At 63.3% G+C, this 16,818-nt stretch carries 17 protein-coding genes; 11 read left to right on the top strand and 6 right to left on the bottom strand.

The window, feature by feature from the left end:
* Nucleotides 1-16: 16 nt before the first annotated feature.
* Nucleotides 17-487, bottom strand: coding sequence for a hypothetical protein (locus IB235_RS10385; RefSeq protein ID WP_192336666.1), 471 nt, complete (start codon nt 485-487; stop codon nt 17-19).
* Between the two features lie 240 nt (nt 488-727).
* Here IB235_RS10385 and IB235_RS10380 point away from each other — a divergent pair, with 240 nt between their 5' ends.
* A complete protein-coding gene (locus IB235_RS10380) occupies nt 728-1,558 on the top strand; it encodes an alpha/beta hydrolase (RefSeq protein WP_192336665.1) in 831 nt (276 codons plus the stop codon).
* 933 nt (nt 1,559-2,491) lie between these two features.
* Complete coding sequence (locus tag IB235_RS25540; protein WP_255524319.1) at nt 2,492-2,617, top strand: hypothetical protein; 126 nt, start codon at nt 2,492-2,494, stop codon at nt 2,615-2,617.
* Nucleotides 2,618-3,098: 481 nt separating this feature from the next.
* On the opposite strand, the gene IB235_RS10375 is transcribed toward IB235_RS25540, so the two are convergent.
* Nucleotides 3,099-3,872 carry an IclR family transcriptional regulator gene (locus IB235_RS10375; protein ID WP_192336664.1) on the bottom strand — a complete coding sequence of 258 codons (774 nt, stop codon included), beginning with the start codon at nt 3,870-3,872 and terminating at the stop codon, nt 3,099-3,101.
* A 109-nt stretch (nt 3,873-3,981) separates the two neighbouring features.
* Here IB235_RS10375 and IB235_RS10370 point away from each other — a divergent pair, with 109 nt between their 5' ends.
* From IB235_RS10370 to IB235_RS10340, 7 genes are all read left to right on the top strand, one after another.
* A complete protein-coding gene (locus IB235_RS10370) occupies nt 3,982-4,719 on the top strand; it encodes an SDR family oxidoreductase (RefSeq protein ID WP_192336663.1) in 738 nt (245 codons plus the stop codon).
* 33 nt (nt 4,720-4,752) lie between these two features.
* Nucleotides 4,753-5,571 carry an amidohydrolase gene (locus tag IB235_RS10365; protein WP_192336662.1) on the top strand — a complete coding sequence of 273 codons (819 nt, stop codon included), beginning with the start codon at nt 4,753-4,755 and terminating at the stop codon, nt 5,569-5,571.
* Nucleotides 5,568-7,073, top strand: coding sequence for a sugar ABC transporter ATP-binding protein (locus IB235_RS10360; protein ID WP_192336661.1), 1,506 nt, complete (start codon nt 5,568-5,570; stop codon nt 7,071-7,073). Before IB235_RS10365 ends, IB235_RS10360 begins: the two co-directional genes overlap by 4 nt.
* Nucleotides 7,074-7,093: 20 nt before the next feature.
* On the top strand, nt 7,094-8,071 hold the full coding sequence (locus IB235_RS10355; protein WP_192336660.1) for an ABC transporter permease: 978 nt from the start codon (nt 7,094-7,096) through the stop codon (nt 8,069-8,071).
* 28 nt (nt 8,072-8,099) lie between these two features.
* Nucleotides 8,100-9,047: an ABC transporter substrate-binding protein gene (locus IB235_RS10350; RefSeq protein ID WP_155040505.1), complete on the top strand. Its 948-nt coding sequence runs from the start codon at nt 8,100-8,102 to the stop codon at nt 9,045-9,047.
* Nucleotides 9,048-9,140: 93 nt separating this feature from the next.
* Nucleotides 9,141-10,418 (top strand): L-fuconate dehydratase, encoded by a 1,278-nt coding sequence (locus tag IB235_RS10345; RefSeq protein ID WP_192336659.1) that lies wholly within the window; start codon nt 9,141-9,143, stop codon nt 10,416-10,418.
* Nucleotides 10,418-11,188, top strand: a complete 771-nt coding sequence (locus tag IB235_RS10340; RefSeq protein WP_155040507.1) for an SDR family oxidoreductase — start codon at nt 10,418-10,420, stop codon at nt 11,186-11,188. The genes IB235_RS10345 and IB235_RS10340 overlap by 1 nt, the downstream gene beginning before the upstream one ends.
* Here IB235_RS10340 and IB235_RS10335 read toward each other — a convergent pair.
* A complete protein-coding gene (locus tag IB235_RS10335) occupies nt 11,185-11,538 on the bottom strand; it encodes a hypothetical protein (RefSeq protein WP_155040508.1) in 354 nt (117 codons plus the stop codon). The genes IB235_RS10340 and IB235_RS10335 overlap by 4 nt on opposite strands.
* A gap of 91 nt (nt 11,539-11,629) precedes the next feature.
* Here IB235_RS10335 and IB235_RS10330 point away from each other — a divergent pair, with 91 nt between their 5' ends.
* A complete protein-coding gene (locus IB235_RS10330) occupies nt 11,630-12,544 on the top strand; it encodes a LysR family transcriptional regulator (RefSeq protein WP_170297683.1) in 915 nt (304 codons plus the stop codon).
* Nucleotides 12,545-12,559: 15 nt separating this feature from the next.
* On the opposite strand, the gene IB235_RS10325 is transcribed toward IB235_RS10330, so the two are convergent.
* From IB235_RS10325 to IB235_RS10315, 3 genes are read right to left on the bottom strand one after another with little or no spacing between them, the layout of a single operon-like run.
* A complete protein-coding gene (locus tag IB235_RS10325; RefSeq protein WP_192336658.1) occupies nt 12,560-13,879 on the bottom strand; it encodes a TRAP transporter large permease in 1,320 nt (439 codons plus the stop codon).
* Entirely contained in the window at nt 13,876-14,394 is a 519-nt protein-coding gene (locus IB235_RS10320; RefSeq protein ID WP_192336657.1) for a TRAP transporter small permease, read from the bottom strand. Before IB235_RS10320 ends, IB235_RS10325 begins: the two co-directional genes overlap by 4 nt.
* Before the next feature lie 16 nt (nt 14,395-14,410).
* The gene (locus tag IB235_RS10315; RefSeq protein WP_192336656.1) at nt 14,411-15,436 is read right to left on the bottom strand and encodes a TRAP transporter substrate-binding protein; all 1,026 of its coding nucleotides are present in this window, start codon (nt 15,434-15,436) and stop codon (nt 14,411-14,413) included.
* A 275-nt stretch (nt 15,437-15,711) separates the two neighbouring features.
* Between IB235_RS10315 and pcaQ the strand changes: the two genes are divergently transcribed.
* On the top strand, nt 15,712-16,635 hold the full coding sequence (pcaQ, locus tag IB235_RS10310; protein WP_192336655.1) for a pca operon transcription factor PcaQ: 924 nt from the start codon (nt 15,712-15,714) through the stop codon (nt 16,633-16,635).
* The last annotated feature ends 183 nt before the right edge of the window (nt 16,636-16,818 follow it).

Raw genomic sequence — 16,818 nt, 5'->3', positions numbered from 1 at the left:
GCGCCGCCGTTCAGGCTTAGCGGGCCATGCCGCCCAGGCTTTGCATCAGCTGCACCATGCTCAGGACGTTCATGATCTTCTGGGTCTTGTTGTCGACCTGATAGATGCTGTTGTTGTCCTGATAGTACTGGTACCCGGACTGCTGCTGCAGGTTGTACAGGCCCGGATTGCTGACGCGGCGATACTGGCGCGGGTCGAAGCGGTCGCCGGCACGCAGAGCGCGGTCGCGCTTGACATGGCCGGGGCGCAGGCATTCGCCCTTATGCGCGACCAGACCGGGCGGGCAGCCACGTTCCCATTCGCGGCGGGCCTGACGCCGCTTCCATTCGCGGTATTCCTCCTCGCTGCGATATTCGCGGCGGTCGTCGCGACGACGGTCATAACGATCATCGTCATAGCGGCGATCATAGCGGTGCTTGTGGTCGTGCTTGTCGTGACCGCGGCCATGACCGTCGGCGGAAGCGGTTCCGGCGAGGGTTGCGATCAAAAGGGCAGAACCGAGAATGCGGCGAAGATTCATGATGGTTGTACAGACATAGAGTTGATGTGTGGCCTTCGTGACGCAAGCGCCTGCCACTGGCAATGTGTCTTGATATTGCCCGGACATGCCTCGGCAATTCCCCGCCTGTCGTCATGGATCAGCCGTCGACCCGAACGCGATGAAGGGATTGATGCGGCAGCGTTTCTTTGAAACACATCGACCCGCTGGCCTGTCTGGGGGACAAGAATGCTGCAGGGAATTGCCGACTGGGACGCGGTTTACAAGAACGCCGAGAATATCGCTGACGGCGCATCGTGGCCGGGCCGCTGGGTCGAGCCCGCCCGGCTGCTGCGCGAGCGGCTTGAAGCTGAAGGGCGGGCCCGTCTGGGTCTGTCCTATGGACCGAAACCCCGTAACCGGTTTGATCTTTTCCTGCCCTTGGGCGCGCCAAGGGGGCTGGTCGTCTTTGTCCATGGCGGCTTCTGGCTGGCGTTGGACCGCAGCTACTGGTCGCATATGGCGCAGGGACCGCTGGCGCATGGCTTTGCAGTGGCCATTCCCGAATATACCCTATGCCCCGAGGCCCGGATCAGCCAGATCACGCATGAGATCGGTGCAGCTATCACGGCGGCTGCGGCCAAGGTCGAGGGGCCGCTGCTGCTGGCCGGGCATTCCGCCGGGGGGCATCTGGTCAGCCGTATGGGCTGCGCGGATTCGCCTTTGGTGGACGATATCCGATCGCGGCTTGCGCATGTGATGTCGGTCTCGGGGCTACACGATCTGAGGCCGCTGCAGCGCACCAGATACCGCGATCCGCTGCGCCTCGACGATGCCGAGGCCCTGCGCGAAAGCCCGGTTCTGCTTGATCCGTTGGAAGGGCTGCGTATCACCTGCTGGGTCGGAGGCATGGAGACATCCGAATTCCGCCGCCAATCTGCACTTCTGGCGAATATCTGGCGGGGAATGGGCGCGGCGACCGATCTGGTCGAGGAACCCGACCGGCATCATTTCAACATTCTCGACGGGTTGGCCCACGCGGACCACCCGATCACGCGCAGCCTGCTGACGCCGGCCTGATCGCGGTTGTGGTTCGTTCTGCGGATCCATTCGCGCGGGGTCTGGACCATTTCGCAGAAGATGGGGCTGAAGATCATCCCGGCCACCGGCTGCATGATCGTGCCGCGAGCGACCACAAGTCCCCGCGACACCCGGTTCGCCGCCCTTCCGCCCGTCGAAAACGTTACGACAGTGCTAGATTGCAGTTGTTGTGGCGGTAAGGTGCGCCCAGCCCCCGGCTGGGCCTGATTGCACACAGGGGTACCGACCCTCCAGCATGGTTGTGCGCAAAGTGCTAAAGGCTTGGGCGATTTTGCAGCGCTTGCGCCAGTCCGTCCGACGAGCGGCCTTGGCATTCTAGTGTATTTTGAAACCAGTTAGCGAGGACTCGGAAGCAGATAACGAGCGCATGCCAGAATGGTGACGGCGGAGTTAATATCGCCCCGGCGCCCATGTCTGACGGCGAGCTAACGAAAACGGGACAGCCAGGCAAAGCTGCGCTCGACAACCCAGGGATGCTGCGTGTGATACGGCGCTAGAGCCCCGTTTAGCGCAAGCCCGGATGCAGCAGGGATAGTCGCAACTTTCGTCGGCATTTAGCTTTCCGGGCCGATGACGCGATCTGCCACGCAGCGGTCCAAGCTTCGGGCTGTCGTGGATATATTTCCCACTCAGGCGCACCGTCAGCGTAGTGCCGCGACTTTCGGTGACGAGATAACGCTTCCTTTCGGGGCCCCGCAATCCTTCGGGTTAGTTGCGCTTGCGCACGTTGACGCTGCAGCGGCGGGTCTCCCCGGGCAGTCGTGTTGAGGCCATTTTGCACATCGATTTGCGCCAGGGGGTATAGGTGCTGATTTCTGATATGATCAGGTATAGCTGCCGCTGCTGTCCGACTTCGTGGGTATGTAGGTACTGCCGTCTCCCCCCTTTACCTGCGATGCGATGAATAGGGTGATGGAACCGCGTACGGTATCTGCGCTGGAGCTGGAAATGTTCACGCTTACCGACACCTTGCGGGCGGCGACGTCGGAATATTACTCGATCGGCATGACCTCCAGCGTCAGCCGTCAATCCAACTGACAACCCGCGAGTGTGGCCGCTGGATGAAAAGTTGCGGTCCGTATCGCCTCATCTCCATGAGCCGAAGACATTTCTGGAGCATGTCGGCCTTGACGTTGGTGCCTTCCTTAAGCTCGGTCGATGACGATCCTTGCTCGCTATTCGCATTCTTAGCCTCGATGTCATTTCAATGAGCAGATTGCCCGTTTCATGATAGCGCCGTGGGCGCACATAGCAGCGGCGATCCATGCCGAGGTGACCGGTTGGAGAGTCGCCTTTTGTTTGGTCTCGATTGCAGTGGAGTGGGCGGACTCGGGCTGAGCAGTGCGGACGGTCCGGACTGGGGCGTGTCGCAGATGCCTGGCAGCAATACGGATTGAATAAGGGGGTACAATAACGCGAGGCGGCATATCGTCGGCGGTTCCATCCGCGCGCCAAAGCTGTGGGTGGCTTAATGCGAACGCCGATTAAACATCTTTCGCAAGGAAAGCCATTGAGGCGCTCATGCCCCCGACGAAATTGTACTGGCCAGACTGCGTAGCGCTGCCAATGCTTGGATGCGTTGATCGCCGCTGGCCTCGTCGGGGTGCTCGATATAGGCGCAGGTCAGCACACCGTAAGCATCCTGCCCCGGCCCCAGCAGGGGCACGCTGATATCCGTCACGCCCATCATCTGGCCCGAAGGCTCCATGCGGAAACCCTGCGCGCGGACATGGTCCAGATGCGGCAAAACCGAGGTCAGCCGCGAATCGGCCTGTTGCACGCCCCAATGGCCCAGCGTCTGGGTCAGCCGCTCGGGGTGCTGGAAGGCCAGCAGGGTCAGGCCTGAACTGGTGGTGAACAGATTGACCTGACCGCCAAGGCGGGCGCGGAACTCCCAATGCCCGGTCGGGCTGGCCTGCGCCACGACGATTCCGCTGCCTTGTTCAGGCACGACAAGGTGGCAAGACTGGCGCTGCGCGCGCGCGAACTCGTCCATCAATGGCTGGGCCTCGGCCACCAGACGGCGCAGCGGCGGATGGCGGGTCGCCAGCAGGAACAGCCGCATGGTCAGGGCATAGCGGTCGCCACCCTCGATCCTTGTGACATAGCCCCGCGCGACCAGACGCTCCAGCATTCGATAGATTTGAGAAGGGCTTAGCCCTAGTTCCTTGACAATTTCGGCCCGTGTCAACCCGCGCGCCTGATCGGCCAGCACCTCAAGGATATCCAACCCCTTGTCCAGCGCGGGGGCGCGATAGCGGTCAACCGCAATGTCTTCGCTGTCCTCGGTCATTCCCGGCCCTCCCCTGCCAGTTGGCCCTCAGAAAAGGCTTGCCACAAATATTCATATGTGGATAGCATGTTCATATAAGAACTAAGCAAAAGACAGGGGGAGGTGTCTGATGCGGCTGAAGGACAAGGTCATTCTGGTGACCGCCGCCGGGCAGGGGATTGGTCGTGCCGCGGCGCAGGCTATGGCTGCCGAAGGTGCAAGGGTCATTGCCACCGACATCAACGCCGACCTTCTGAAGGGCCTCGACGGGATCGAAACCGCCGTTCTGGACGTGACCGATGCCGAGGCGATCAAGGCCATCGCGGCCAAGGTCGGGCCGCTGGACGGGCTGTTCAATTGCGCGGGCGTCGTCCATAACGGCGCGCTGCTGGATATCGACGACAAGGACTGGGATTTCGCCTTTTCCCTGAACGTCACCGCGATGATGCGTCTGTGCCGCGCGGTGCTGCCGGGCATGCTGGAGCGCGCCGGGCAGACCGGTACGGCGTCCATCGTGAACATGGCCTCGATGGCCAGCTCGATCAAAGGCTTTGCCAACCGCACCGCCTATGGCGCGTCGAAGGCCGCCGTGATCGGCCTGACCAAGGCCATTGCCGCCGATTACGTCAAGCAGGGCATCCGCTGCAACGCGCTTTGCCCTGGCACTGTCGACACGCCCAGCTTGCGTGGACGGATCGCGGCCTCGGCCGATCCGGTGCAGGCGGAAAAGGACTTCATCGCCCGTCAGCCGATGGGACGACTGGCCACGGTCGAGGACATCGCGCCGATGGTCGTCTATCTTCTGTCGGATGAAAGCCGCTTCGTCTCGGGGCAGGCCATGCTGGTCGACGGAGGCGTGACGATCTGATCCACCCGTTTCGCAGCCAGGGGAGGGGCGGCGATGCAGAGACTGGACGCACATTGCCACTTCTGGCGGCTGGACCGGGGCGATTACGGCTGGCTTGACGGACAGGGTGCGCCGCTACAGCCCATCCGCCGCGATTTCGCGCCCAAGGATCATCCGGGGGGCGGGTCGGTCATCGCTGTTCAGGCCGCGCCGACGCTGGCCGAGACCGACTATCTGCTGTCGCTACCCGATCCGCGCATTGTCGGCGTGGTGGGCTGGGTCGATTTGGCCTCTGCTGCCGCTGTGGACGACCTGACCGCGCGGGCGGCGAATCCTCGGTTCCGGGGCATCCGTCCGATGCTGCAGGACATCGCCGAAACCGAATGGCTGCTGACCGCGCCGCGTGCGGATGCGCTGGCGGCGCTGCCCCGGCTGGGTCTGACCTTTGATGCCTTGGTGACAGAACGTCATTTGCCGATGTTGGCGCGTTTTGCCGATGCCAATCCGGATCTGGCCATTGTCATCGACCATGCCGCGAAACCTCAGCCCGGCGACCGTCCGGAGTGGGAGGCTGGGATGAAGAAGCTGGCCGGGCAGGGGCATCATTGCAAACTGTCGGGCCTGATGACCGAGCTTTCGCCCGAAGGGTTGCGCGATCCGCTGGCGGCGCTGCGGTCGATCGTCGGGCAATTGCTGGACTGGTTCGGTCCTGATCGCCTGATCTGGGGCAGCGACTGGCCGGTGCTGACCCTGGCCGCGCCCTATCCCGACTGGCTGGCACTGACCGATGAACTTCTGGACCAACTGACGCCCGCGGAACGGGTGGCGATCATGGGCGGAAACGCCATGCGCTTTTACGGGGTGGAACCATGACCGAACTGGTGCGGATGGAGGGGATCGACAAGCGCTTTCCCGGCGTCCATGCCCTGAAATCCGTCGGCTTCGACCTGCGCGCGGGCGAGGTCCACGCGCTGATGGGCGAAAACGGCGCGGGTAAATCGACGCTGATGAAGATCCTGTCGGGTGTCTATCACCCGGATGAGGGCCGCATTCTGGTCGACGGGACCGAGGTTGCGGTGCCCACGCCCCGCGCCGCGCAGGATCTGGGCATCGGTATCATCCATCAGGAACTGGCGCTGATGCGCGACCTGACCGTGGCGCAAAACATCTGGATCGGGCGCGAGCCGCGCCTGTCCTTTGGCCGTCTGGATGAGGCCAAGCTGAACGCCGATGCCGCCGCGATCTTTGACGCCATGCATATCCGCATGGACCCGCGCGCCATCGTCGGTGGGCTGACCATTGCACGCCAACAGATGGTCGAGATCGCCAAGGCGCTCAGCTACCGCTCTCGTGTGCTGATCATGGATGAGCCGACTGCCGCCCTGAACGATGCCGAGATCGCCGAGCTGTTCGCCATCATCCGCAAGCTCAAGGCCGAGGGCGTTGGCGTCATCTATATCAGCCACAAGATGGATGAGATCAAACGCATCTCGGACCGGGTGACGGTGATGCGCGACGGTGCCTATGTCGGCACGGTCGAGGCTGCCGATACGCCGATTTCCACGATCATCTCGATGATGGTAGGCCGCGAGCTCAGCGATGAGACGGCCATTATTCCCGACCTGTCCGGCGCGGAAACCGCGCTGGAGGTCAGCCACCTGTCCCGAGGGCATGAGCTGAAGGACATCAGCTTTTCTCTTAAAAAAGGCGAGATTCTGGGCTTTGCCGGGCTGATGGGGGCAGGGCGGACGGAATTGGCCCGCGCAATCTTCGGTGCGGAACCGGCCGATCACGGCGAAATCCGCGTCCACGGCAAGGCTCAGCAGATCCGCACCCCGGCCGATGCGGTCGGCGCGGGCATCGGCTATCTGTCCGAAGATCGCAAGCATTACGGTCTGGCGCTGGGGATGGATGTGCGGGCCAATATCGCCATGGCCAGCCTGCCACGATACGCTGATCGCTTCGGCCGTATCGATGAGCCCGAACTGGGCCGCATTGCCCGCCGCTACATCCAGACGCTCAGCATCCGGACCCCCGGCGACCGGCAGGAATTGCGGCTGCTGTCAGGCGGCAACCAGCAAAAGGTGGTCATCGCGAAATGGCTGCTGCGCGATTGCGATATCCTGATCTTTGACGAACCCACACGCGGCATCGACGTGGGCGCCAAGGCCGAAATCTATCGGTTGCTCAATGAACTGGCCGCATCGGGCAAGGCGATCATCGTCATCTCCAGCGAATTGCCCGAGGTCCTGCGTCTGTCGCACCGGATCGCGGTGATGTGCGAAGGGCGGCTGACCGGCATCCTGCCCGGCGGCGCCTCGCAAGAGGAAATCATGGCTCTGGCCACCAAACGAGAGGGGCTTGCCGCAGAATGACGCTCGAGGACACCACAAACATGAGCGAGAAGCAGGTCCGCCGTGGCGCGGCCCAACAAAAGCTGCTGGCCTTTGCCAGCCTGATCGTGCTGGTCATCGGCTTTTCGCTGGCCAGTCCGCGCTTCTTTCAGATCGACAATATCATGTCGATCCTGCAGGCCACCTCGGTCAACGGGGTGCTGGCGGTGGGGGTGACGATGATCATCATCACCGGCGGCATCGACCTGTCTATCGGGACGTTGATGACCTTCTGCGCGGTGATGACGGGGGTGGTGCTGACATGGATGGGCGCGCCGCTGCTGGTCGGGGTCGCCACCGGCATGGCCACGGGCGCGCTTTGCGGGCTGATTTCCGGCACGCTGGTCGCCAAGGCCAAGATCCCGCCCTTCATCGCCACATTGGGGATGATGCTGGTCCTCAAGGGCATGTCGCTGATCGTGACCGGCACCAAACCGATCTATTTCAACGATACCGAGGGTTATACCGACATCTCGACCGGTTCGCTGGTCGGCATGGTGATCCCGCAATTCCCGCTGCCGAATGGGGTGCTGATCCTGTTCGTGGTCGCGGGCATCATCGCATGGGTGCTGGGCCGCACCGTGCTGGGCCGCTACACCTTTGCGCTGGGTTCCAACGAAGAGGCCGTCCGCCTGTCCGGCGTCAACACCGACCGCTGGAAAATGGCGATCTATGCGCTGGCCGGGGCGATCTGCGGCATCGCGGGCATTCTGATCTCTAGCCGGTTGAACTCGGCCCAGCCCGCGCTGGGTCTGGGATACGAACTTGAGGCCATCGCGGCGGTGGTTATCGGCGGCACCTCGCTTTCCGGCGGGCGCGGCACGATCACCGGCACGCTGATCGGCGCGCTGATCATGTCTGTGCTGACCAACGGCTTGCGCGTGCTGTCGGTCGCGCCCGAATGGCAGACCGTCGTCACCGGCATCATCATCATTGTCGCCGTCTATGCCGACCAGCTTCGCCGCCGCTCGGCCAACTGATTTCACCGTGAACATCAGGGAGGAAAACATGTTCACAAGACGCAGACTGATCGGCGCGGCTACCGCGCTGGCATTGATGGCCGGGGCGGGTCAAGGCGCGCTTGCCCAGGACAAGCTGTATATCCCGCTGATTTCCAAGGGGTTCCAGCATCAATTCTGGCAGGCGGTCAAGCTGGGGGCCGACAAGGCCGGGGCGGAACTTGGGGTCGATGTGACCTTCGAGGGGCCGGATAACGAAACCCAGGTCGACAAGCAGATCGACATGCTGGCTGCGGCTTTGGCCAAGCAGCCCGCCGCCGTCGGCATCGCCGCACTGGACAGCCAGGCCGTGATCCCGCTGCTGAAGAAGGCGCAAGAGGCCAAGATCCCGGTGATCGCCTTCGACTCGGGTGTGGACAGCGATATTCCGGTTGCCACCGCCTCGACCGACAACATGGCCGCTGCCGCGATGGCCGCCGACAAGATGGGCGAACTGATCGGTGGCGAAGGCAAGATCGCCGTCGTGGCCCACAGCCAGACCTCGCTGACCGGCGTGCATCGCCGCGACGGCTTCGTGAACGAGATCAAGGAGAAATTCCCCAAGATCGAGATCGTGACCGTCGAATATGGCGATGGCGACCATCTGAAATCGACCGAGATCACCAAGGCGATCCTGGCCGCCAACCCCGATATCAAGGGCATCTTCGGCTCGAACGAAGGCTCGGCCATCGGCGTGCTGAACGGCGTGCGCGAGATGGGGGCCAAGGTCGTGGTGATCGGCTTCGACTCGGGCAAGGCGCAGAAGGATGCGATCCGCTCGGGCGAGATGGCCGGTGCCATTACCCAGAACCCGGTCGGAATTGGCTATGAAACCGTCAAGGCCGCCGTCGCTGTCTCGAAAGGCGAAACCGTGCCGAAAAACGTCGATACCGGCTTCTACTGGTACGACAAGTCGAACATCGACGCGCCGGAAATCGCGGCGGTCCTTTACGACTGATACCCCTCGCCGGGGGCGTCCTGCCCCCGGCCCATTCCATGAGGACAAGATGAAGCTTCCGAGCAACGGCCAGCTTGGCCGAGAGGTGAAGGCATGACCAAGATCACCGGCCTGCGCACCGTCGATGTGCGTTTCCCGACCAGCCAGCATCTGGACGGCTCGGACGCGATGAACCCGGACCCGGACTATTCCGCCGCCTATGTCGTGCTGGAAACCGATGGGCCGCATGAGGGCCACGGCCTGACCTTCACCATCGGTCGCGGCAACGAAATCTGCGTGGCCTCGATCGAGGCGCTGCGCCCCATCGTCACCGGCCTTGATCTGGGCTGGATCGCGCAGGATATGGGGCGGTTCTGGCGGCACATCACCTCGGACAGCCAGTTGCGCTGGATAGGCCCGGACAAGGGCGCGATCCATCTGGCGACCGGTGCGGTGGTAAATGCTGTCTGGGATCTATGGGCAAAATCCGAAGGCAAGCCGGTCTGGCAGTTGGTGGCCGAGATGTCGCCTGCTGAGCTGGTCCGCTGCATCGATTTCCGCTACCTGACCGATTGCATCACCCCCGAATGGGCGCTGGATTTTCTGACCGCGCAGGCGGCGGGCAAGGCGGATCGCATCGCGACCCTCAAGGCCGAGGGCTATCCCTGCTACACGACCAGCGCGGGCTGGCTTGGCTATGACGATGCGAAGCTGCGCCGCCTGTGCCGCGAGGCCGTCGATGCCGGTTTCCGCCATATCAAGATGAAGGTCGGCCGCGATCTGGACGACGACATCCGCCGCCTGACCATCGCCCGCGATGAGATCGGCCCGGACGTCAACCTGATGATCGACGCCAACCAAGTCTGGGAGGTGGATCAGGCCATCGACTGGGTCGGCAAGCTGTCCTTCGCCAAGCCGTGGTTCATCGAGGAACCGACCAGCCCCGATGATGTCGAGGGTCATCGCAAGATCCGTGAGGGCGTGGCCCCGGTTCAGGTCGCCACCGGCGAGATGTGCCAGAACCGGATCATGTTCAAGCAGTTCATCATGCGCGGTGCCATCGACGTGGTGCAGATAGACTCATGCCGCATGGGTGGCTTGAACGAGGTGCTGGCCGTCATGCTGATGGCCGCGAAATACGGCCTCAAGGTCTGCCCCCATGCCGGAGGCGTGGGCCTGTGCGAATATGTCCAGCACATGTCGATGATCGACTACCTGTGCATCGCGGGCACGCGCGAGGGGCGGGTCATCGAATATGTCGACCACCTGCATGAGCATTTCCTTGATCCCTGCACGATTGTCGACGCGGCCTATATGCCGCCGTCCATGCCCGGCTTTTCCATCGAGATGAAGCCGGAAAGCCTTGAAACCTATCGATTCAAGGGGGCGTGATGGATCTGCATCTGCAAGGCAAGGTAATCGTCGTCACCGGTGGCGGCTCGGGCATCGGCGCGGGCATCACCGAGGTTCTGTCCGAGGAGGGGGCGCGGGTGGTGATCGTCGCCCGCCGCGCGCCTGATGCCGAATGGCTGGCGCAGCGAGGGGCGGATTTCGTGCAGGCCGAACTGTCGGATGATGCCGCCTGCCGCGCTGCGGTGGACACCATCCATCAGCGACATGGCAAGGTTTACGGTTTGGTGAACAATGCTGGTGCGAATGACGGGGTGGGGCTGGACAAGGGGCCGGACGCCTTCCGCGCCAGCCTCGACCAGAACCTGATCCATTACTACATGATGGTGCATCTGCTGCGGGACGACCTGCGCGCCACGACCGGCGCCGTGGTCAATATCAGCTCCAAGACCGCGCTGACCGGGCAGGGGGGAACCTCGGCCTATGTGGCAGCCAAGGCGGCGCAATTGGGCATGACCCGCGAATGGGCAGTGGAATTCCTGCCCGATGGCGTGCGCGTCAACGCCATCGTCGTGGCCGAGGTGATGACGCCGCTATATCGTCGGTGGCTGGACACAATGCCTGACCCGGATACGCGGCTGGCCGAGATCACCCGTAATATCCCGCTGGGCGGTCGCATGACCACCGCGCGCGAGATTGCGGATTGCTGCGCCTTTTTGCTGTCGGACCGCGCCAGCCACATGACAGGGCAGTGGCTGCACCCGGATGGCGGCTATGTGCATCTGGACCGGGCGGTGCAACCCTTGGCTTAACTGGCCTTGCCGGGCAGTTCCGCCGTGACCAGCTCATTGCTGACGCTCAGCGTGTCGCCGTTGCGCGAGAAGCAATAGCTTTCGCCCTTGTGGCCGGGCAGCGAGAAGCTGACCGCGTCGCCGTCATGCAGCTCCATCTCCACCCGCTTGGGCTGGCCTTCGGCGTCCTTGCCAATATAGGCGGCATGGACCCGATAGCCGGCATCCCGCGATTTGGTGAAATAAACCGCCATGTCTGTTTCGGTGCCGGGCAGGGTCGCGCCCTGCAGGGGCTTGTTCAAGGTGATTTCCCCGGCATTGGCGGCAAAGGGGGCAAGGGCGATGGCCAAGGCAAGGATAGCGGGCTTCACGTCATTCTCCTGATTTGTAGGTCTTGCTGGACAGGTGGCGCGATGTGCCGCAAAACTCAAATCGATCCAAGCTATGACGGACATAAGCGGAATGGATTTTCAGCCCCGGGACCTTGGTTTGCTGGTGTCGCTGGATGTGCTGCTGGCGGAACGTAGCGTCACTTTGGCGGCGCGAAGGCTGGGGATCAGCCAACCCGCGATGTCAGCGCAGCTGTCGCGACTGCGGCAGGTCTTTGGCGATGACCTGCTGGTCGGCAATGCGCATGGCATGTCGCTGACCCTGCGGGCCGAAAATATGCGCCAGCCTCTGGGCGAGGCGATCGACAAGCTGCGGACGCTGGTCTCGCGCGAGTCAAGCTTCGATCCCGAAACCGACAGCCGGCATTTCCGCATCTCGGGGACGGATCTGTCGCTCAGCGTGCTTCTGCCGCGCCTGATGTCGGAACTGGCCGCTCGCGCGCCCGGTGTCACCATCGAGGCCGTGCCGATGGCGCTTGACCTGTTGGCCGGCCGCATGGAGCGGGGCGAACTGGATTTTGCCGTCACCAGCGCCGAGAATGCGCCGCAGCACTTCCCGGCACGCCTTCTGGCCGAGGAGCATTTCCGCGTGATCTGGAGCGCCGATCATCCCGAGTTGCGTGGCCCACCTGATCTGGAACAGTTCTGCCGGTTGCAGCATGTCGTGGCGCTGGCTCCGGGCGGCGGCATTCGCGATGAGGTGGATGATGCCCTGTTCCGCATCGGCAAGACGCGCGAGGTCGGCGCGCGCGTGCCAAGCTTCCTGCTGGTGCTGCCGATCATCCGCGCGACCCGGATGATTGCGGTGGTGCCGGGGCGGTTGGTCGAATCCCAGCCCGAAGGACTGAACATCGCTGCTCCGCCCCTTGATCTGCCGAATTTTCAGGTTTTCCTCAGCTGGCATCGCCGATTGCATCAGGATGCCGCCTGCCAGTGGTTTCGCCGCCTGATTGCCGAAACGGTGGCGGGTGGCCCGGTCGAGGACTGACCGGGCCAGTGGCGGTCAACTAAGCAGGTGCACCAACCACAGGGTAATGACCGGGAAGGCGACAAGGATCACGATCCGCACCATGTCGCTGATCAGGAAGGGCAGCACGCCACGGAAGCTTTCCAGCATTGGGACATCCTTGGCCATGCCGTTGATGACAAAGACGTTCATCCCGACGGGCGGGGTAATCAGCCCGACCTCGACCACGACCACGGCCAGAATGCCAAACCAGATCAGAGTGTCCTCGCGGCTCATGCCGAAATCGAGGCCCGCGATGATCGGGTAAAAGATCGGGATGGTCAGCAGCAGCATGGACATGGAATCCATCACGCAGCCAAGCGCCAAATACAGCAGCAGGATCGCGCCCAGCACCAGCATCGGCGACAGGCCCATGTTCTGGATCGCCTGCGCCGCCAGCATCGGGGTCTGGGTCTGGGCAAGGAAGGCGTTGAACATCTCGGCCCCCAGCATGATCAGAAAGATCATCCCCGAGGTCTGGGCAGTTCCGCGCAGGCAGGCCATCAGCTCGTTCAGCCGCATGCCGCCATGCAGGATCGCCAGCACGCCCGCGCCGAATGCGCCGACCGCCGCACCCTCGGTGGGCGTGAACCAGCCGCGATACATGCCGACGATGACCAGTGCAAAGATCAGGATGATCGACCATGTCTCGCGCAGCGCGGCAATGCGTTCGGGCCACGCGACGCGGGGACCGGCAGGGCCTTCCTCGGGGCGATAGCGGACATAGATCGCGACGGCGATCATGTAGCCGATGGCCGCCAGCACGCCGGGGATCATTGCGGCCACGAACATCTTGGCGATGCTCTGTTCGGCCATCAGCGCGTAAAGCACCAGGATGACCGAGGGCGGGATCAGGATGCCCAAGGTGCCGCCCGCCGCCAGCGATCCGGTCGACAGCGCGCCCGAGTAATTGTAGCGCCGCATCTCGGGAAGGGCGACCTGACCCATGGTGGCGGCGGTCGCGAGCGAACTGCCGCAGATCGCGCCAAAGGCCGCGCAGCCGCCGATCGAAGCCATGGCAAGGCCCCCCTTGCGATGGCCAAGAAAGGCTGCGGCGGTGCGAAACAGCGCGCGGCTCATCCCGGCTTTGGTCGCGAATTCGCCCATCAGCACGAACAGCGGAATGACCGACAGCGAATAGGTCGAGAACTGATAATAGGTCGAGGTTTTCAGGAAGGCGAGCAGCGGCATCGCACCGGTGAACAACGCATAGCCCCCGCTCCCCACCGACAGCATCGCGACCCCGATAGGGATGCGGATGGCCATCAACGCAAGCAGCGCGGCAAAGCCCATCAGCCCGGCGGCGATCCCGGTCATGCCCGCGCCCCCCGGATATGGCCGAGGAATGTCGCGGCGCAGGTTGCCACCAGCAGCGTCATGGCGGGCAGGATCACGGTGAAACTGATCCAGATCGGCAGGCGCAATACCATGGTCTGTTCGCCATATTGGCGCATCTCGGCCGCGCCGTGACACAGCCGCCACAGCAGCAGCGCGGCGATCAGCAGGTAAAGCAGGTCGCCAATGGCCTCAAGGATGTGGTTCACGCGCGGCCCGGTCTTCTGGGTGAAAAAATCGACCAGCACATTGCCGCCATTCACCTGACACCATGGCAAAAAGCAGAAGATCGCAACGGCGCTGCCCACCTCGACCAGCTCAAAATCGCCGGGGATGGGTTTGCCGGTGGCTGCGCGCAGGATGACGCTGGTGACGGTCATCAGCATCATCGCCAGCAGCGTTGCTCCGCCCAGCCCGGCGAAGAACCGGCAAAGGGCGGCCAGCCAGCCGGGCACCGCGACGGATTGCGCGTGTTCGGTCAGTGTCTCGGCTGTCATGCCGCCCTCCGTCACGTCACTTGCCCTTGGCCGCAGCCAGCATGGCGCGGGCGTCGTCCAGCATCGCCTGACCGTCATGACCGGCATCGGTCATCGACCTCACCCAGGTATCGACGACAGGCTGGGTAGCACCCTGCCATTCGGCCAGATCGGCCTCGGGGATGACGGTGATCTTGCCACCCGCATCGATCGCCTTCTGGCGCTCGGCTGCTTCGGCTGCGTCAAAGGCCTTGCCTGCCATGTCGGCCAGCGCCGCACCCGTGTTTTCGTCGATGACCTTCTTCAGATCGTCGGGCAGGGCGTCATACTTGGCCTGGTTCATCACCAGCGCCATGACCGAGGTGGACAGCCCACCATTCTCGGCCCCGAATTCGGCATGATCCTTGGTCACGCTTTCGATCCGAAGCGAGCCAAAGACCTCCCACGGGATCACCGCGCCATCGATGACGCCGGTGGTCAGGGCCTGCGCGATTTCCGGCACCGGCATACCGATGGGGTTCGCGCCAAGCGCCGCCAGCCCGTCCGTCATCATCCGCGAAGGGGTGCGGATCTTCAGCCCACCCAGATCGGCTTGGGCCGCGACCGGCTTGTCCTTGGTATGGACCTTATAGGCGGCCGGGGCGTGGATCAGCAGCGGATGCACGTCCTTCAACTCGTCGCCCATGTATTTCGCCTGATACTGCTGCAGCGCCGCAGTGGTCTGGGTGGCGCTGCCGGACAGGAAGGGCAGCTCGAACACCTCTGACACCGGGAAGCGGCCCGGCGTATAGCCCAGCAGCGTCCACGAAATATCGACGACGCCGTCGCGTGCCTGATCGAAAAGCTGTGGCGGCTTGCCCCCCAGCTGCATCGAGGGGAACAGCTGGACATCGATCCGGCCACCCGATTTTTCCTCGATCAGCTTTTCCCACGGCGCTAGCACGTCTTTGTGCATCGGCGCCTCGGCCGACAGGAAGTGATGCACGCGCAGCGTGACCTCCTGCGCGGTGGCAGATCCGGCAACCGCAATCGCGGCAATCCCGGCAAGCAGGATCGTTTTCATCCTCAGTTCCTCCCTCTTGTCCTGATTATTCTGGGGTTCCCGCGTGGTCCCGCGTCATGGCGGCGATGGGACCCGTAAGGCCACCGGGCATGGCTATGGCTGCCACGCTTCGGTGCGCGTTCAGCGCCACAAGCTGCCTGCATCCGACAATGCAAGATTGCGCAGATTGCACCTTTTTCTTCCTCCCTATGAAAGGATTGCATGTAGCGAATGAAATGTAAAATGCGGTAATCGACAGTTTGATTATCAAAATTGGCAAGCAACGGACCCAAACCATGGACCGCCGTATCAAGCTTCGACACTTGCAGGCCTTCGTCGAAATCGTGCGCTGCCGCAGCCTCAAGCGCGCGGCCGAAGGGCTGCATCTGACCCAGCCCGCGATCTCTCGCGCATTGTCAGAACTTGAGGAGATCGTCGGTGCGGCGCTGCTGGTTCGGGGGCGGGCAGGGGTGACACTGACCCCGCAGGGCGAGTTGCTGCATAACTTCGTCCAGGCCAGCCTGACCTCGCTGGAACAGGGTTTGGCGGGGTTGCGCGGTTTTGCCCCCGAAACGGATACGTCGCTGCGCATTGGCGCGCTGCCGTCGGTGGCGGCGCGCTTGCTGCCGCAGGTGGTGTTGGAGATTGCCTCGGTTGCGCCGGGACTGCGGCTGAACATCATCGATGGCTCGCACCTGCACCTGACGCGCCTGCTCAATGACAAGGAGCTGGACATGGTCATCGGCCGCATGGGCGAGCCCGAGGCGATGCGCGGCCTGAGTTTCACCCAGCTTTACATGGAGGAAGTCGCGATCGTCGTCCGGCCCGGCCATCCGATCCTGAACGCGCCGGACCTGCGCCGGATTGGCGATTGGCCGGTGATCTATCCGCCGCAATCGGCGGCGATCCGTCCGATCGTGCGGCGTCTGTTGATCTCGCAGGGGGTGGCGTTGCCGCATAACCGGATTGAAAGCGTGTCGGTCGGCTTCGGGCGGGCGCATGTGCTGGGCAGCGACGCGATCTGGTTCATCTCGGCCGGAGTGGTCGCGCGCGAGATTGCCGAGGGGCAATTGGTGCGTCTGCCGGTCGATACCAGCGCGACACGGGGCGCGGTCGGGCTGATGATGCGGGCAGGCGATCCCGATACCACGGAACGGCGACTGTTTGCGCAGGCCATCGACCGGGTGATCCGCCGGTTGGGGCTGGCGCGAAATGTCTAGAGCTCCGGCGGAATTTCGCGCCCGCAAGCGGCGCAACCGGCGATGCTCCGCCCAGTTCCTGTTCGTGATGGACGCGGGTTTTTTGTCGGTCTAGGGTTGTCATCAAAATCCGGACTGCGGGCTGTTCGCGTTCGGGATAACAGGCAGAGACAGGCGTGCAGTCACAGCGAAGCGAGGCGACCG

Source organism: Paracoccus sp. PAR01 (assembly GCF_014851995.1).
Taxonomy (GTDB): domain Bacteria; phylum Pseudomonadota; class Alphaproteobacteria; order Rhodobacterales; family Rhodobacteraceae; genus Paracoccus; species Paracoccus litorisediminis.
This window is presented reverse-complemented; position numbering and strand designations above follow the sequence as displayed.

What these genes read in the sequence shown, in the direction of transcription:
- IB235_RS10380 (WP_192336665.1), top strand. Translation starts at nt 728, where the DNA reads ATGCTGCAGGGAATTGCCGACTGGGACGCGGTTTACAAGAACGCCGAG.
- IB235_RS25540 (WP_255524319.1), top strand. Translation starts at nt 2,492, where the DNA reads ATGGAACCGCGTACGGTATCTGCGCTGGAGCTGGAAATGTTCACGCTT.
- IB235_RS10375 (WP_192336664.1), bottom strand. Translation starts at nt 3,872, where the DNA reads ATGACCGAGGACAGCGAAGACATTGCGGTTGACCGCTATCGCGCCCCC.
- IB235_RS10370 (WP_192336663.1), top strand. Translation starts at nt 3,982, where the DNA reads ATGCGGCTGAAGGACAAGGTCATTCTGGTGACCGCCGCCGGGCAGGGG.
- IB235_RS10365 (WP_192336662.1), top strand. Translation starts at nt 4,753, where the DNA reads ATGCAGAGACTGGACGCACATTGCCACTTCTGGCGGCTGGACCGGGGC.
- IB235_RS10360 (WP_192336661.1), top strand. Translation starts at nt 5,568, where the DNA reads ATGACCGAACTGGTGCGGATGGAGGGGATCGACAAGCGCTTTCCCGGC.
- IB235_RS10355 (WP_192336660.1), top strand. Translation starts at nt 7,094, where the DNA reads ATGAGCGAGAAGCAGGTCCGCCGTGGCGCGGCCCAACAAAAGCTGCTG.
- IB235_RS10350 (WP_155040505.1), top strand. Translation starts at nt 8,100, where the DNA reads ATGTTCACAAGACGCAGACTGATCGGCGCGGCTACCGCGCTGGCATTG.
- IB235_RS10345 (WP_192336659.1), top strand. Translation starts at nt 9,141, where the DNA reads ATGACCAAGATCACCGGCCTGCGCACCGTCGATGTGCGTTTCCCGACC.
- IB235_RS10340 (WP_155040507.1), top strand. Translation starts at nt 10,418, where the DNA reads ATGGATCTGCATCTGCAAGGCAAGGTAATCGTCGTCACCGGTGGCGGC.
- IB235_RS10330 (WP_170297683.1), top strand. Translation starts at nt 11,630, where the DNA reads ATGGATTTTCAGCCCCGGGACCTTGGTTTGCTGGTGTCGCTGGATGTG.
- IB235_RS10325 (WP_192336658.1), bottom strand. Translation starts at nt 13,879, where the DNA reads ATGACCGGGATCGCCGCCGGGCTGATGGGCTTTGCCGCGCTGCTTGCG.
- IB235_RS10320 (WP_192336657.1), bottom strand. Translation starts at nt 14,394, where the DNA reads ATGACAGCCGAGACACTGACCGAACACGCGCAATCCGTCGCGGTGCCC.
- IB235_RS10315 (WP_192336656.1), bottom strand. Translation starts at nt 15,436, where the DNA reads ATGAAAACGATCCTGCTTGCCGGGATTGCCGCGATTGCGGTTGCCGGA.
- pcaQ (WP_192336655.1), top strand. Translation starts at nt 15,712, where the DNA reads ATGGACCGCCGTATCAAGCTTCGACACTTGCAGGCCTTCGTCGAAATC.